The following is a 15646-nucleotide window of genomic DNA, read 5'->3' as shown; positions in this document are numbered from 1 at the left end:
CTCCTAGTGAATGTGTAACCGCCGTCGTATACCAGCCACCCGGTCGCCGATAATCGCATCGGCTAACCGACTCTTCAGGGTCATGTAAACGTAGAAGTAACCGCCTAAAGCAGCTGCGATGGCCGTCACCACAAAACTGATGATCCGGCCATTACTCCCCGCTAAACTCCCGACCATCACCACAACCCGGGCGATGGCAAACGTCCCAATTGACGCCAATAAGATGCCGTTGGTCTTCTTGGCAATGGTGGCATAGTTAATGCCAAATTGAACATCCAGCGAGTGGATAATCAGGTAGCACGTCACGAAGAGACCAATTCCGGTCGCCACTAATGGGCCAAACGCCCCTAAGAGGTACACCAATGGCCATTGGACGATGAATTTCACGACCGTTCCCACCGCGAAGTAGTGAACGGCCCGCCGATTTTGCGAGATTCCTTGCATCAACGCCGAGACAACGGTATACAGCCCCAACAAGATTGACAGATATGACGAGAACGCCAAAATTGAAGATCCCAACGCTTCTTGCGTTTGACCATAAAAGACAATGTTCAATGGCCGCGCCACGGCAGCCATCCCCAAAGCGGCCGGAATCATGACGAATTCAAACATGAGGAACGCATTCGTCAATTGGCCAGAAATTTCATGCTTATTGCCGCGCGTATAGGCTTCCGACAATAAAGGCACGACCGTTACCGCCAATGCTGACGATAACGAAATGGTAATCATAATCAATTTATTCGCATTGACACCAAACAGCGCGAAAAGATCATTCAAATAGGCGTCGGAGTAATTCCCCGCCAAATGCATGATCGGCGCAAAGGTATACTGATCAATCAATTGAAAGATCGTAATCCCGGCACCCAAAATAATGAACGGCACCGCTTGGGCAATAATTTCTTTATATAATTGTTTAGCCGGCACAACGAGTTCGTTATTACTACCAGCCACTAACCCGCGAAAATGGTCGCGTCGCCGCCAGTAATACACGCCCAAGACAATCAGTCCACACAGCGCCCCAACGGCCGCCGCCAGCGTTGACTGTGACACGGCACTGACCCAGTCGCCCTTCATCACGTACATGATGACAAAGGCCGTCAGCAACATGTAAGCCACTCGCGCTAGTTGCTCCACAAACTGTGAGATTGCGGAAGGCGCCATCTGCTGAAAGCCTTGGAAATAGCCCCGCGTCAGACTCATGGTTGGAATAATCAAGATCGCCCAGGCCAGCGAATGCAGCACCGGAATTAAATGTCGATCACCACCGGTAAATAGTGGTGCCCCCACGAATAGCAGCAAGGCTATGCTGATTCCCGTTAGCAGCGCAATGACTAACCCCCGTTTGTAGAGCCGGACACTGATGCCATATTCATTTAACGCATTGTAGTGTGCAACCTGCTTAGCAATCGCGGAAGGAACCCCGGCAATTGCCGCAATCAGAAAGAAACTGTAGATGTTGTAGCCCTTACCATACAACGCATTGGCTTGCAGGAAGAACGTCCCGAACCAGATACTCCAGGGAACAATATAGATCGCACCCAAAATCCGCGAAAAAATACTCCCGGCCGTCATCCACGCGGAACCTGAGACCATTTGATCCTGTGCACTCACGGTTTGATTACCGGTATGATCAGACCTTGTCGACATTTGACACCCTACTTTCAATTTCTAAAATTCACCGTAATCCATACTCGACTAAATGTCGAGCTAATCAAACAATTATTATACCATAGCTTGGGAATCGTAAAGGTCAGGTTTCGGTAAAGATTTATAAATGAGCTGGCCGCCGCGGTTTGCTTACCGGATACGCCGAACAGTGGTATGCTGGAAGTAGTCAGGAAACAGACTATTCAAGGAGGAATGCCATTATGACGCAAACGGCAACGCCGGAGATGCAGATGTCCCCGGAAAGAGCGAAACAGGTTGTGCGGATGACCAAAAGTATCCGACAACATTTTCCAGAGTTAGCAAAAGTACCGGACGCTCAACTCATTTACGCAACCTGGCGTAGTTTTAAGCGGATCGACCAGACCAATGATAGCGATTATCAAACGATGGCTGACGTTTTCTTCCACGAATTTGACCGTCACTTACTCAACTACCAGTTTTCCAAGGACGGCGAAGATGAAGTCGTTAAACACCGGTTCTTCGCTATTTTAACAGAATTACTGCAATAGTTAAGCACTAAGTCCCCTCGTTGACCGGTTGGTCCGCGAGGGCTTTTTGTGTAAAAGAGTGCGGAACCAAACGCTTAGCTAGTGAGCATTAACGTCATTATCCTGGAAATCCCGGGCTTGGATTTTTAGGATAATGGGGTTAAGCGCAGCTAGCTGTTTGGTGTAGCACGTTTCGGCTATAGAAAATTAAAGAACTACCACCGAGCATTAACGTCATTAAGATAAAAAGCCCGGGCTTGGCTTTTTGGCTTAATGGGGTTAAGCACAGGAGTCTGCCTGGTGCAGCACATTTCGGCTATCGAAAATTAAAGAACTACTGCCGACCACAAACAGCTAACACACTAAACTTTAGGTAAACTATGGCTTCAAGCATCTCCAATATGCGGTATACTAGTTATATAGTTATTGATGGCGCTGCCAAAGTAGTTGTCATCAATTAGACTTAACTTAAAGTGAGGCGATTAGTTTGCGTTACTTAGCATTATTGGGTAGTCACGAGCGTCATGGCATTACTGCTGGCTACCTTCAAGCTGTCTTAGACGACCTACCGGACTCGGCTGAGGTTGAAACCGTCTTTTTACGAGACTACGATATTTATCCAGATACCAAGGAAAAGGCTTGCCCAGCACTCGACGAGATCGAGGCCAAGATGGCCGCTAGTGATTTCTGGATCATCTGTGCCCCAACCTACTGGGGTGGCATGTCAGGCGTGATGAAGCAGTTCTTTGACTGCATGCGCTTCCGACTGGTTCGGATGACCTCAAAAGCAGATACCCTACCCGGCAAATATAAGAACAAGCATTACTTGAGTATGACGACCTGCTTTATCAGCTCAACGGAGAATTTCTTCACCGGGATTACTGATCAAACCTTTGTGACCATCGATCGCGTCTTAACCGGCGCTGGGTTGATCAAGGTGGGTGAATTTGTTGGTACTGGAACCTGGGGCACCCACGCGCCACGGGAATCCAAACTGGCAGAATGTCATCGGCTGGCTCAGAAGATTACCAACCGACCACGAAAGGATGATAATACCTTGAAACGTTACATATTGCTTTTCTTCATGATCGCTGTCATGGCGCTGATTACTATGGGCCTGCAAGCTTGGTGGTTCGGTGTCTTTGCAGCTGGTAAATTCTGGCTGACCTACGCCAGCTTTGTGATCATCTTCTACATTTTACTGGCCAGCATCCTTCACTTCTTCACGTTTGTTCGCCACCGTCGTCGGTAAGCCAATGTTATCACATGCGAATAGAGCCATCACCAATGGATTTTCTAAAAACAGCTTCCTCACTGGGAGCTGTTTTTCTCATGGTCATTAGTAATCACAACTAAGCCATTTCGTAATGCGCCTTTTCACTCAGAAACACACTGATCGACTCGCCATGTTATCCTGGCCTCCCAAATTTCCAACAAAAAAAGGTGCCAGTCACTCTCACTTAAGAAAGTCACTGACACCCCAAATTACAAAATCAATTTAATTTTAGTTCGCCACGATATTGACCAGTTTGCCCGGTACCACAATGACCTTACGAACAGTCTTCCCATCCGTGTGTAACTTTACCGTATCGTCAGCCAGTGCAGCAGTTTCAATTTCGTCCTTAGCGGCGTCCTTAGCCACCTTCAAGTGGGCACGGACCTTACCGTTAACTTGAACGACCATCTCAACCACATCTTCGACTAATTGCTTAGGGTCATACGTTGGCCACTTTTCGTAAGCAATCGTTTCGTCATGGCCCATTAATGACCAGAGCTCTTCGGCGATATGCGGCACGATTGGTGAAATCATCTTGACGAAGCCTTCCATGTAGCGCAATGGTAAGCTATCCGTCTTGTAGGCTTCGTTGACGAAGACCATCAGTTGTGAGATGGCGACGTTAAAGCGCATGGCTTCCATGTCCTCACTCACCGTCTTAACCGTCTGATTGTAGATCTTATCCAACTTACCGTCATTAATCATCGTTACGCGGTCACGGAGATGGTTGTTATCATCGATCAACAACCGCCATACCCGATCTAACCAGCGACGAGACCCATTGATGCCTTCCGTGCTCCACGGCTTGGAAGCTTCCAGTGGTCCCATAAACATTTCGTACAGGCGTAAAGTATCGGCCCCATCCTTCTCGACAATTTCATCGGGATTGATGACGTTTCCCTTAGACTTGGACATCTTTTCATGGTTGGTTCCCAAGATCATCCCTTGGTTAACCAACTTCTGGAAAGGTTCCTTGGTAGGCACAACGCCAAGGTCGTAGAGGAACTTGTGCCAGAACCGTGCGTACAGCAAATGCAAGACGGCGTGTTCGGCACCACCAATGTACAGGTCGACGGGCATCCAGTACTTCAGCTTGTCAGGATCGGCAATGGCTTGATCGTTGTGTGGATCAATGTAACGCAAGAAGTACCATGAACTCCCCGCCCATTGTGGCATGGTGTTGGTTTCTCGCTTCCCTTTACGACCATTCTCGTCAACCACGTTCACCCAGTCGGTCAGGTTGGCCAGTGGACTTTCTCCGGTACCAGAAGGTTCCAGTTGCTTAGCGGCTGGCAATTTCAATGGTAATTCGTCTTCAGGTACCAGCGTGGTTTCCCCATCCTCCCAGTGAATAACTGGAATTGGTTCACCCCAGTAACGTTGACGGGAGAAAATCCAGTCACGTAGCCGGAAGTTAACCTGCTTGTGGCCAGCATCATGTTCTTCGAGCCAGTCGATAGCTGCCTTGATGGCCGTCTTCTTGTCCATCCCATTCATAAAGTCAGAGTTGATGTGTTCACCATCGCCGGTGTATGCTGCCTTCTGAACATCCGTATCGTCATCGCCAGCAATCACCTGAGTAATTGGCAGATTGAACTTCTGAGCGAACTCATTGTCCCGGTCATCATGCGCTGGTACGGCCATAATAGCCCCAGTCCCGTAGGAAGCCAGCACGTAATCACCGATCCAGATTGGCAACTTCTTACCGCTCAACGGGTTGATGCCGTATGCGCCGGTGAAGACCCCAGTCTTATCCTTGTTCAAATCAGTCCGTTCGAGATCCGACTTGCTTTCAATGGCTTCCTTGTAAGCTTTAACGGCATCGGCTTGTTCCGGCGTCGTAATTTGATCAACCAGAGCATGTTCTGGTGCCAGCACCATGTAGGTTGCCCCAAATAGCGTGTCCGGCCGCGTCGTGTAGACCTCGACCTTGGTATCTTCCTGCCCAGCAACTGGGAAGAAGACGCTGGCACCTTCGGAACGACCAATCCAGTTCCGTTGCATTTCCTTGATGCTATCAGGCCAGTCCAGGTCGTCCAAGTCATCAATCAACCGGTCAGCGTAAGCCGTGATCTTCAGCACCCATTGGCGCATTGGGACCCGGTAAACGGGGTAGCCGCCCCGTTCCGTCTTACCATCCACGACTTCTTCATTAGCCACAACAGTTCCACCCATGAAGTCTGGTGCCCAGTTGACCATGATCTTGTCTTCGTAAGCCAACCCCTTCTTGTAGAGTTGTTCGAAGATCCACTGCGTCCACTTGTAGAAAGACTCATCGGTCGTGTTGACCTCGCGACTCCAGTCATAGGAGAAGCCTAGTGAGCGAATCTGCCGCTTAAAGTTCTTAATGTTGTGAGCCGTGAAGTCCTTAGGATTATGCCCTGTCTTCAAAGCATATTGTTCGGCTGGTAAACCGAACGCATCCCATCCCATTGGGTGCAAAACGTTAAAGCCTTGCATCCGCTTCAACCGGGCCATAATATCCGTTGCCGTATAACCCTCAGGATGTCCCACGTGCAACCCTTGACCAGAAGGGTATGGGAACATATCCAATACATAATACTTCGGTTTACTCTGGTTGTCAGCGGTCTTGAAGGTATCATTGACCCGCCAGTAATGTTGCCACTTGTGCTCAATAATCTCGTGTTTGTAAGCCAAAAACTTCGCTCCCTTTCTCAATCCGACGTCGTGCCACAAAAAAAGCCCCCAGTAGTCCAAAATGGGCTACTGTAGGGCGTCTAAGCGCGGTACCACCTACATTTCCCCAAAGTCACTCTGGGGCTCATTCCGGCTGATAACGTCGCCAAACGCCCACCTTGCGGCAGAAAGACTCAGAGATAAGTTCATCCCAGAAGTAACGGATTTGCAGCGACCATCCGCTTTCTAAATACTCCTTAGAACTACTACTTCTCATCAACGTCTTGAATAATCAAATTGGTTTCATCTTAGCAAACCCCCTTTAGAAAATCAAGGAAAACCGGGAATTGGAGCCGGTCTTTTTAGACCCGTCACTGGCACTGGCCGCTAGCCCCCTTCATTCATCCCCACGCACCCGTCTTACCGCCGCGTTTCTACCACGCAATGTGCTATACTGATTGGGATACGATCTACGTAAAATAATTGGTACTTAATCCATAAAGGAGGCGGCTCTTCTTGCCACCGATTTCCCATCTTCGCTGGCGCTTCACCTTAGGCGCTGGCATCATCTTTCTATTGGACCTCATTGGCGTCGTCTATCAGCAAACTTGGCTCGCCTGGTTCGACCAAACGATGATCAGCTTGGTACGTCACCCTTTACCACACGGTCTGACCCAGGCCATTATCACGATCACCAAGTCTGGTAATCCTCAGCCCGTAACCTGGATCACACTCATCATTATCGCCATTCTGGTCATTGCTCGGCGCTACCGCGATGCCTTATTCCTAGGCTGGAACGTCTTGGTTTGGGCTGGCATTGGCAATAGCATCATTAAACACGTGGTCCGCCGTGATCGGCCCACCGTTGATCGGCTAGTCGCAGCCAGCTCTTACAGTTTTCCTAGTGGGCATTCAATCACCGCCATGTTGTTGTGGGGCACGTTAATCGTCTTACTAGGCTGGTACCTGCGGCGTCACCACTACTACCGCTGGCTTTTAATTGGCGTGCTGAGCGTGTGGATTGTCATCATTGGCTTATCCCGCGTTTATGTCGGCGTCCACTACCCGAGCGACGTGGTGGCGGGCTGGTCGATTGGCTTCGTTTTATTAACTGTTACGCAATGGTACTTAACTCGTCACGGAGATGATTTATCATGAATTTACCAAATGCCTTAGCTTATAGTCACACCCTACTTAGCGAGTGTGTCGGTCCCGGCGACACGGTGGTTGATGCCACCGTCGGCAACGGTCACGATACCCTATTCTTAGCTAATCTGGTGGGTCATTCTGGCCGGGTCATCGGCTTTGATATTCAACCAGCAGCCCTGCAAGAAACACAAACGCAATTGAACCTGACGGGATTAGCGCCGCAGGTCTCACTCCACGCCATGGGGCATGAACACGTCGGCGAGTTCCTAACCGCCGAAACTCAGGTAGCCGGCGCCATCTTCAATCTTGGCTATCTGCCTGGTGGTGACAAATCCCTGATCACCCATCCCAGCACAACTCTGACCGCAGTCAAAGCACTACTCGACCATCTACGCCGTGGTGGCCGGGTGATCCTCGTGGTTTACTCTGGTCACCCAGGTGGTCTCACCGAACGTGATGCTGTCTTAGCCTTTTGCCAACAACTGCCGCAAAAGACTTATCAAGTCTTACAGTACGGCTTCATCAATCAGATTCATCACCCACCGTTTTTATTGGCAATTGAACGGCGTTAAGTGGTCTCTATCACGCCAAAAAAGAGGTAAAGCTAACGACACGGCCTAGTATGACTCGTCGTTGGCTTTGCCTCTTTTTTTTACCCAATCTAAAGGTTGAAAGGACCAAAAACATTACCAACGCTAAAGTGACCAGGATTTTAGTCTGAAAAATAGCCTAAACCCGGCACCTGCGGCTGGCAGAGATTCCGCCTGCTGTGGGGATCGCTTGCGGCCTGAGAAGCGGTCCTCCAGCTCGGTTTGAAGCTCGGAAGTTCACCGATCTCCAAACACGTCCCACGCTGTAAGCCGAAAAATCGGCTAACACCGTCGTCACGGCTGGCTCCACCTCTGCCCTCCTCCGGTTATTTTAGTCTTCGATTAGCAAATCGGTTTAATCACTTGGTACATCAGCACTTAGCAAATATAGATGACAATGTCTGTGTAGCCGAGAGCGAGCCAAATTTGAGCTCAGTCGTGGGATTTACCAAGTGGTTTTCTTGGTAAATGGCGACTTTGACACGTGTTCTTCGGGTCAAAGCGAGGCTAGAGACCGCTCTATGGCTCTAGCCGTCCTCCCCACAACGTTCCAGCTCAAATTTAGCGAACGGCAAGGCGGCAGAAATTATCTTTTTATCTATTCCTCAATCATTCAAATGTAATGCCACAGCTTTTACAGAACCCCTTTTAAGTTTCAACCTCTAGCCCCAATTTATTTCATGAACCACTCGTTGCGGTTTAGCTCAGCAGCTATCATTTCTTCATCGACTGCCGCTTGGGGCTAACCCAGGTTCCCGAGCCGAACCCCAAAATGGTCTTGAGCGCTGGAATAAACGTCATCACCACGGTAATGGGATTCACCATCCAGTAGAACAACATGTATAGCGGCGCAAAGAAGAGATACTTCAACTTGGCCCCGTGATGGTCAAGAATCAGGGCGGCCAACAATTGCATAAAGCCAGCGAACATTTCAAACGTCACAAAGATAAAGGAAATCATGATGCCGTGCATTACCCGTTCATAATCGCCCGTAATCAAGAAAGATACCATCAACCCAATGAAGGCTACCGACGTGATCGTGAAGAAAAAGGACCAAATGATCGACAGGGTTGAGTCGACAAACATCGACCATTGGTAGCGGTGTTCGATTGGGTGCCGTAAAAACTTCTTGATGTTGGTCAACCACACCTCCGTGCCGCCTTGCGCCCAGCGTTTGCGCTGATGGTAAAGATCACGAATTGTTTCCGGCACATTCATGTGGAAGATAATATTCGGCGCAAACCGGGGGACGGCCCCCAGCATCTGATGGTCCCAAGCGATACTGATATCTTCGGTGGCCCGGTTCTGACGAAAGCCCCCCACGTCAATCAGAAATGACTTCTTATACATGGTATTGGCGCCACTATAAGCATACATGGAATCGTTAACCGCCGTTTGACTGCGTTTAATGACCCCCACGATACTGGTAAACTCAACCGTCTGTGACTTACCTAATAAAGACGTGCGGTTCTGCACATCCATGTTGGCCGTAACGGCTGAGGTATTCATATCCCGGTCGCGCATAAAGAAATTCATGTACTTCAGCAACGCATCGGGCTCAGGAATCGTATCCGCATCGTTACTCAGAATATAATCGCCCTTGGCAAAATACATCCCAATATTAAACGCGTGCGCTTTCCCTTTATTCTTCAGGATTTCAACCGTCCTGAGACGGGGATACTTTAGCTGCAGCCGCTCAATAATGGGTCCCGTTTGATCGGTCGACCCATCATTCATGACGAGGACTTCAAAATTATCGTAGTTGAGGTCTTCAAATAAATACGTGATGGTCTCCTCAATCATGACTTCTTCATTATGGGCAGGGATCATAATGGTCACCATTGGCTGTTCAGCCGCAGGAATGGCCGGCGCCTCGCCATCACGCTTATTGGTTTTTAAGAACCGATAGGACAGCGCACCCGTAAACCAAAAGAACGACCCGACTACGGGATACAGGCAAAGAATCAGCAAAAATATATTCAGAATCGTTTTACCAACGGTTGCCCGTAAAATACTGTCAATGAAGATGTTGGTCACGTTACGCTCCCCTCCTACTCATCTAAATCATTTAAGTCGTGCTGCTCATACAATTGGTGAATTTGATCCGTGTCTAAATTTTGTTCTGGCTTAACTTGATAGTGACGTACGTGCTCCCGAAATTCTCGATTGCCAAACCGGTCATCCATAAATTTCTCCAGTTGATCCTCACGTTTACGTTGATTGATGGGATTAAAGGTCGGCCATTGTTCAACCACCCGGTCCCGTTTACGATTCTGAATAATCGTCATCCCGACCGCAAATAGCGAGACCACTGCAAAACTAAACAGCAGAATAATCCCAATAAATTTAATCTCAAAAATCCCTTCATTGTAGGACCACAAGTGAAGCACATGGGGATGATAGGCTGCCCAGAATGACAGGACTGTCGTTACAATGGGGACAATCACACAGACCCAGCCGAAGAGCCCCACCAGCGTTTGCCAGATTTTCAATCCCCAGTGGCCCTTTTCAAAGTAATCATCCGAATAAAGCTGTTGTCGATTATTAGACTGCTTACTCATGATCATACCCCCTCTTCGGATTAGTCGGCCGGGCGAATAAGTAGCCCTGCCGTGTCTGAATTTTTAGCTGATCGGCTAACCGTTGATCACTGGCGTCCTCAATGCCCATCAAAATGAGTTCAATATGGTTGCGCTGAGACAACCGGTTCCAAAATTGCAGATTGAGATCCAGCCACTCATCGGGGTCCGTCTTCCGAAAACTTCGCATGGAGCACTTCAGTGAATCAACCTCTGGCAGGATCCACTCAATACTTTTCAAGTTATTCAGGGAAGCCCCCACGTTATCAATTCCGAATTGCATCCCGTAAGCCCGGGCCTCACGAATCCGCCGCCGAAATAACCACCGCTTATGCCGCGGCTGATTGACGCTAGCCGTATATTCCACCGCTAACTTCATGGGCGAAATTCTCGCCAAGGCCCACCGGACAAAGTAATGAAAATCCGGACTAAGGATCTGATCGAATTCGAGATTAATGGAGAGCGTGATGGGCTCTTCAGGTAGTGACTTGAACGTATCGGTCAGCAGAAAAATAACGCGTTGTAAAGGCAACGAATCTAGCTTTTGGGGCAACGACCACGTGCCATCCGCATGATGCTGGCGTAAGAGACACTCGTACCCCGTCGTTTGGCCCCGATAATCGACTTGTTTTTGAATAAAATAACGTAATTCTAGGTCATCATTTTCCAAGTAATTGTTGGAATTCTTGCGCGAATACCAATAATAGATCAAAATTGTCAGGATCACGACCACTGCCATTACCGCTGTCGCCCACAACAGGTAACTTTCTAATTGGCCTAAACTCATACCCTCACTCCTAATGGTTGTTCTAATCAATCCATCACGTAAACCACTATTTATCCTTATGATTCATGTAATTACTAATTCATCCGATAAGCAATTATAGCAGGTAAAGTTAAATTTTCTAGTAGTATTCCAATTATTTTGATTAACTTAATCATATTAAAAAGGCGGGCCCCCCTCATCCGAAGGGAACTCGTCTCACAAACCGAAGCCTAATCACTCAAAAAGTGGTAGCGCGTCAATTCCAACGCACTGTGCTCCATAATTAATTTTCCATGTTCTGCTAAAACATCAGGCGCAACCTTAGTGTTGTCCCCATATTCATAGGCGACCGACAGCTCATCCTTAATCGATTCGCGCGATGACTCATTGACAAAGAAGATGAGTTCCAAATAGTACACACCATTGTATTGATATAGGTTAGAAGCGGCGTTCTCCAAATGAAGCACCCGCGCTAAACTAATCATATCTTCAAACGAATGTAACCGAACCACTCGAGTCGTCGTTGGCTGACCTTCGTCATTCAAATAATCTTCAATATCGTTGGAATCACTTGTCGTCGCTTTATAGCTGGAGAAGATGTCCTTTTGCCCGTCCTTCTCTAACAAGTGCGCCTTAATCTGATCCGACACTTGATCGGGGTGACTGCTGTCGACGCTAGCATCCGTAATATCAACGTCTGTTGCGCTGTCCTCATCCGCATTCTTGCTGATAAACAACTCAAGACCATTACGATTTGGCAGCACCTGGAAGGTGACCGCGTCGTTATCTTGAAATTGGTGGTCAACATCGACTTCCTCTAAAATACTATAGAAAAAGCCTTCGATTTGTTTGTGGTTGCCCAATAGATCTAAGACGGTAATACCGCGTTCGCTCAGATCATCGTTGCCAATGACCACTCGAATCGTATTTTCATTGATTCGTTCCATTTCCATTGAATAACACCCCTTTCTCGTGGGTTGGGTATTGTCCTTGTGTCTCATTCTAGCCATTTTATTTGTCTTGTAAAGTAATCATAACAAAAAAACTGGACTGCAAGTAATATTCTCTCACAAATCCAGTTAGATGCAACTAATTAAGCTTATTCGTTCCCATTGACTAATCGCTGTGCCCGTTGTAATTCGAGTTCACGCACTTGGCGCGGTAAGAAACGTCGAATCTCTTCCTCATTGAATCCGACTTGTAAACGACGATCATCGACCATGATGGGCCGCCGTAAAATCCCCGGATTCTGGCGAATCAATTCATACATTTCTCGCAAAGGCAATTCGTCTAGGTCTACCGTTAAGGTTTGATAAACCCGCGACCGTTTCGAGATGATTTCTTCGGTCCCATTTTCAGTTAAGCGTAAGATTGACTTAATCTGATTGATCGTTAAGGGTTCGGAGAAGATGTTCTGTTCACGATACGCGATGCCATGTTCTTCAAACCAAATGCGAGCCTTACGGCAAGATGTACAACTGGGTGATGTGTAGAGCGTGACTGTCATCATCTTTTCCTCCCTCGTTTTGCATAAATGATTTAATAAACCCATTATACAGCATTTTTCGAGAAAGAAAAGGCTTTTTAACAATAAAAGTTATAAACAATAACTACCCATTAGTCTATTAATTGGCAAAATCATATACGGGATCAGCATATTAGTCGATTATTAGATGATGTCCAATTAACATTTTGCGAATTAATAGTATTAGATTTCATAAATAGCTTGGGGCTTGACGACTTCCACCGGAATGTCACTGCCGGCTGCCGCCTGAGCTTCAGTGGCCAATTGGTTAAGATCCCCCGTTTGCGGCAAGTGCGTCAACAATAACCGCTTAACTTGCGCTTGCTGGGCGAGCTCACCCGCTTGCGTTGAGGTCAGATGCCAAGCGGTTCCCTGATGGTCGGCATAAAAGTTCGTATCGGCCAGTAAAACGTCGGCGTGCCGGGCCCAGTCCGTTAAGCCGCTAAAAGCCGCCGTATCCGCTGTAAAGGCCAAAGAAGCCCCCGTAGCTGTTTCAGTAATCCGTGGCGCATAAGCCGGCACTGGATGATGGGTTGGAATAAAGTCGATGCTCAGCGGCCCTAATTTTAACGTTTTGGCCGGATTGTAGGCCCGACCAACCGTAGAGTTAGGCCACGTTAGACTCCCAAAGTTCAACGGGTCTGCCGTATGACCATAAATCGGTAGAATTGGTTCCGCTTTTGCCCCTGGGGCCAGCTGCCATTCGTACTGTAAGACCCCGAGATCTGCCGTATGGTCGTGATGATAGTGCGTTAGTAACACAGCGTTCAGTTGGAGGGGACTCAATTGTTTTTCCAAAGCCAATAATGCCCCACTCCCACAGTCCAATAGCAAGTGAAACTCACCGCTAGTAATGAGATAACTGCTCGTTCCAATTCCATTGTGGGGGTAGCCACCGTAACACCCTAAAACCGTCAATTTCATCAAAATCATCCTCTCAATTTTGTTCTGTCACTAGTGTAGCGCGTCTCCCACAGAGTGTAAACGCTTCGTATTTCTGACCGAGACTATTATAATAGAAGTGAAATCAAGTTAGGAGGGATGAGCATGCTCCATCAATTATCATTGACCTTCGGTAGTCGCGATCTTCTAGATAAAATCGTCAAGCAAAATTCTGATCGTCGTTTCGTTCTGTTAGCGGCCACTGGCGGTGCTAAAGATCTACAATTGTTAGATATTTCTGGTCAGGAGAGTATTTTTACGAGCCATCTGGATTATCAAGTCAAAATTGAACACGGTCAACCAGATTGGCAAGGCTTCTTCAGTTTCAACTATTTCGATCTGAACGCAGAGAGTGCCAAAGTCTTTGAAGGCGAAGTCAACAAGATTGCGGCTAATCCGCTGCCCGACGGTATGACAACGATGTTGGTCCTATCCAAACTTAAGAATAGCAGCGAGTACATCTTATTGACGATCTGGGACAGTAGCGATGCCTTTATGATTTGGCGTCGTTCTAATAAATTTGCACCCTTTACCAAATATGCAACTTCACTAAATAATTTCCACGCGGCAACGTATCAACTTGCCCCACCTAAAAAGCAGCCCGAACATGATCAAGCTTAACTTTAGCCCTTCAGTTGATGAAGGGTTTTTCATTTGGTCGCCAATCGCGGTACAATGGCAGTATTCACTTTTTAGAAAGCAGGCGATGGGTTGTTTAGCCAATCAACGAACGCAGCAACACAAAAGATCTCTCCCGACCTTCCGTTAACCACGGAACAGGGAAATTTAGTCAACCAGATTCTAGAATTTACGACCGCGCATTTGAACGAGCCAGGACCGGCCATCTTCACCGTATATGGTGACGCCGGCACGGGTAAGAGCGTGGTGTTAGCACATCTATTTAATCAATTGCAAAAGCAAGCCCGCACGGCGACCGATTCGCCTTTAGCGCACACCGAAAATTACTTTCTGGTCAACCACCCAGAGATTCTGAAAGTTTACCGCGAGATTGCCGGTCATCAGCAGCACTTACTAAAGAAAGACTTTCAACGACCCACGTCCCTCATCAATCAAACGACTAAGGGACGCGTTCACCCGGATGTCCTAGTTATTGATGAAGCGCATTTACTGTTATCCCAGGCTGATCACTACAATAACTTTTACGGTGACAATCAGCTCACCTCACTGATGCGCTCGGCCAAAGTCATTATTCTCGTCTTCGATGAGACGCAGGTTCTGCGGATGAAGAGTTTTTGGACGGAGCAACGTTTGGAAACGCTGGTATCCCCCTACACGCATGCAGAGTATCGGTTAACCCACCAATTCCGGATGCAGGCTAGTGACGATTTGGTGCGTTGGATTAACGCGTTCACTCACCAGCACCTCACACCGTTACCAACACACGTGGGCAGTAACTATGACCTACGTGTCTTCGACGATGCTGAAGCCATGCGCCAAGCTGTCGTCCAACGCAACCGTGAAGTGGGCCTCTCGCGAGTAGTCGCCACTTCTGGGTACCCTTCCACGTTAGATGGCGGTAAACACTATATTACTGAAGGTCGCTTTCACCTTCCCTGGGATCAATACAACTATACGAGTACCCCGTGGGCCGAGCTCCCGCAAACGATTAATGAAGTGGGCTCAATTTACACCTGCCAAGGCTTCGACCTCAACTACGTCGGCATTATCTTGGGGCCACCCGTCAGTCTAGATCAAGACCATCAGTTAGCGGTTCATCTTGATCGTTACACGGATGTTGAGGCCTTTAAGCGCCGCTCCGACCTAACCGACCCCGTAGAAATTGCGCAGGTCAAACGTCAGCTGATTCTCAATTCAATCAACGTTTTAATGAAGCGTGGCGTCAAGGGACTCTATCTATACGCTCACGATGACCACTTACGACACTATTTACAACAACGTTGGGCCTAACCAAATAGACGGTAAGATGTTAGTCAATTGGACTTCATCTTACCGTCTATTTTCTTATTCAACAAAAAAGCCTTCCTACAAAAGGAAGACTCAACTG

At 47.9% G+C, this 15646-nt stretch carries 14 protein-coding genes and 1 other annotated feature; of the genes, 6 read left to right on the top strand and 8 right to left on the bottom strand.

Going from position 1 to position 15646, the window contains the following annotated elements:
* Window positions 1–3: 3 nt before the first annotated feature.
* Window positions 4–1647, bottom strand: coding sequence for a putative polysaccharide biosynthesis protein (locus HF569_RS01895; RefSeq protein WP_168901119.1), 1644 nt, complete (start codon window positions 1645–1647; stop codon window positions 4–6).
* Window positions 1648–1868: 221 nt separating this feature from the next.
* On the opposite strand from HF569_RS01895, the gene HF569_RS01890 reads away from it, so the two are divergent.
* A complete protein-coding gene (locus HF569_RS01890; protein ID WP_168901118.1) occupies window positions 1869–2177 on the top strand; it encodes a hypothetical protein in 309 nt (102 codons plus the stop codon).
* A gap of 466 nt (window positions 2178–2643) precedes the next feature.
* Window positions 2644–3408 carry a flavodoxin family protein gene (locus tag HF569_RS01885; protein ID WP_168901117.1) on the top strand — a complete coding sequence of 255 codons (765 nt, stop codon included), beginning with the start codon at window positions 2644–2646 and terminating at the stop codon, window positions 3406–3408.
* 252 nt (window positions 3409–3660) lie between these two features.
* On the opposite strand, the gene leuS is transcribed toward HF569_RS01885, so the two are convergent.
* Window positions 3661–6090 (bottom strand): leucine--tRNA ligase, encoded by a 2430-nt coding sequence (gene leuS / locus HF569_RS01880; protein ID WP_168901116.1) that lies wholly within the window; start codon window positions 6088–6090, stop codon window positions 3661–3663.
* A 69-nt stretch (window positions 6091–6159) separates the two neighbouring features.
* Window positions 6160–6358: a binding site (T-box leader), on the bottom strand.
* 227 nt (window positions 6359–6585) lie between these two features.
* Between leuS and HF569_RS01875 the strand changes: the two genes are divergently transcribed.
* Both HF569_RS01875 and HF569_RS01870 read left to right on the top strand, forming a co-directional pair.
* Window positions 6586–7227, top strand: coding sequence for a phosphatase PAP2 family protein (locus tag HF569_RS01875; protein WP_168901115.1), 642 nt, complete (start codon window positions 6586–6588; stop codon window positions 7225–7227).
* Window positions 7224–7790 carry a class I SAM-dependent methyltransferase gene (locus tag HF569_RS01870; protein ID WP_168901114.1) on the top strand — a complete coding sequence of 189 codons (567 nt, stop codon included), beginning with the start codon at window positions 7224–7226 and terminating at the stop codon, window positions 7788–7790. The genes HF569_RS01875 and HF569_RS01870 overlap by 4 nt, the downstream gene beginning before the upstream one ends.
* A gap of 732 nt (window positions 7791–8522) precedes the next feature.
* On the opposite strand, the gene HF569_RS01865 is transcribed toward HF569_RS01870, so the two are convergent.
* The 6 genes from HF569_RS01865 to HF569_RS01840 all read right to left on the bottom strand — a co-directional run bounded on the left by HF569_RS01865 (window position 8523) and on the right by HF569_RS01840 (window position 13602).
* Window positions 8523–9845 (bottom strand): glycosyltransferase family 2 protein, encoded by a 1323-nt coding sequence (locus HF569_RS01865; RefSeq protein WP_168901113.1) that lies wholly within the window; start codon window positions 9843–9845, stop codon window positions 8523–8525.
* A gap of 14 nt (window positions 9846–9859) precedes the next feature.
* A complete protein-coding gene (locus HF569_RS01860) occupies window positions 9860–10369 on the bottom strand; it encodes a hypothetical protein (protein ID WP_168901112.1) in 510 nt (169 codons plus the stop codon).
* A complete protein-coding gene (locus HF569_RS01855) occupies window positions 10362–11174 on the bottom strand; it encodes an EAL domain-containing protein (RefSeq protein WP_168901111.1) in 813 nt (270 codons plus the stop codon). Before HF569_RS01855 ends, HF569_RS01860 begins: the two co-directional genes overlap by 8 nt.
* A 209-nt stretch (window positions 11175–11383) precedes the next feature.
* A complete protein-coding gene (locus HF569_RS01850; RefSeq protein WP_168850625.1) occupies window positions 11384–12106 on the bottom strand; it encodes an adaptor protein MecA in 723 nt (240 codons plus the stop codon).
* Window positions 12107–12252: 146 nt separating this feature from the next.
* On the bottom strand, window positions 12253–12660 hold the full coding sequence (gene spxA, locus HF569_RS01845) for a transcriptional regulator SpxA (protein WP_168850629.1): 408 nt from the start codon (window positions 12658–12660) through the stop codon (window positions 12253–12255).
* 201 nt (window positions 12661–12861) lie between these two features.
* Complete coding sequence (locus HF569_RS01840) at window positions 12862–13602, bottom strand: MBL fold metallo-hydrolase (protein ID WP_168901110.1); 741 nt, start codon at window positions 13600–13602, stop codon at window positions 12862–12864.
* Window positions 13603–13725: 123 nt separating this feature from the next.
* Between HF569_RS01840 and HF569_RS01835 the strand changes: the two genes are divergently transcribed.
* A complete protein-coding gene (locus HF569_RS01835; RefSeq protein WP_168850627.1) occupies window positions 13726–14241 on the top strand; it encodes a monooxygenase in 516 nt (171 codons plus the stop codon).
* Window positions 14242–14331: 90 nt separating this feature from the next.
* Window positions 14332–15549 carry a DUF2075 domain-containing protein gene (locus tag HF569_RS01830; RefSeq protein ID WP_168901109.1) on the top strand — a complete coding sequence of 406 codons (1218 nt, stop codon included), beginning with the start codon at window positions 14332–14334 and terminating at the stop codon, window positions 15547–15549.
* Window positions 15550–15646: the final 97 nt, after the last annotated feature.

It is taken from the genome of Levilactobacillus tujiorum (genome assembly GCF_012641185.1).
Lineage (GTDB): Bacteria > Bacillota > Bacilli > Lactobacillales > Lactobacillaceae > Levilactobacillus > Levilactobacillus tujiorum.
This window is presented reverse-complemented; position numbering and strand designations above follow the sequence as displayed.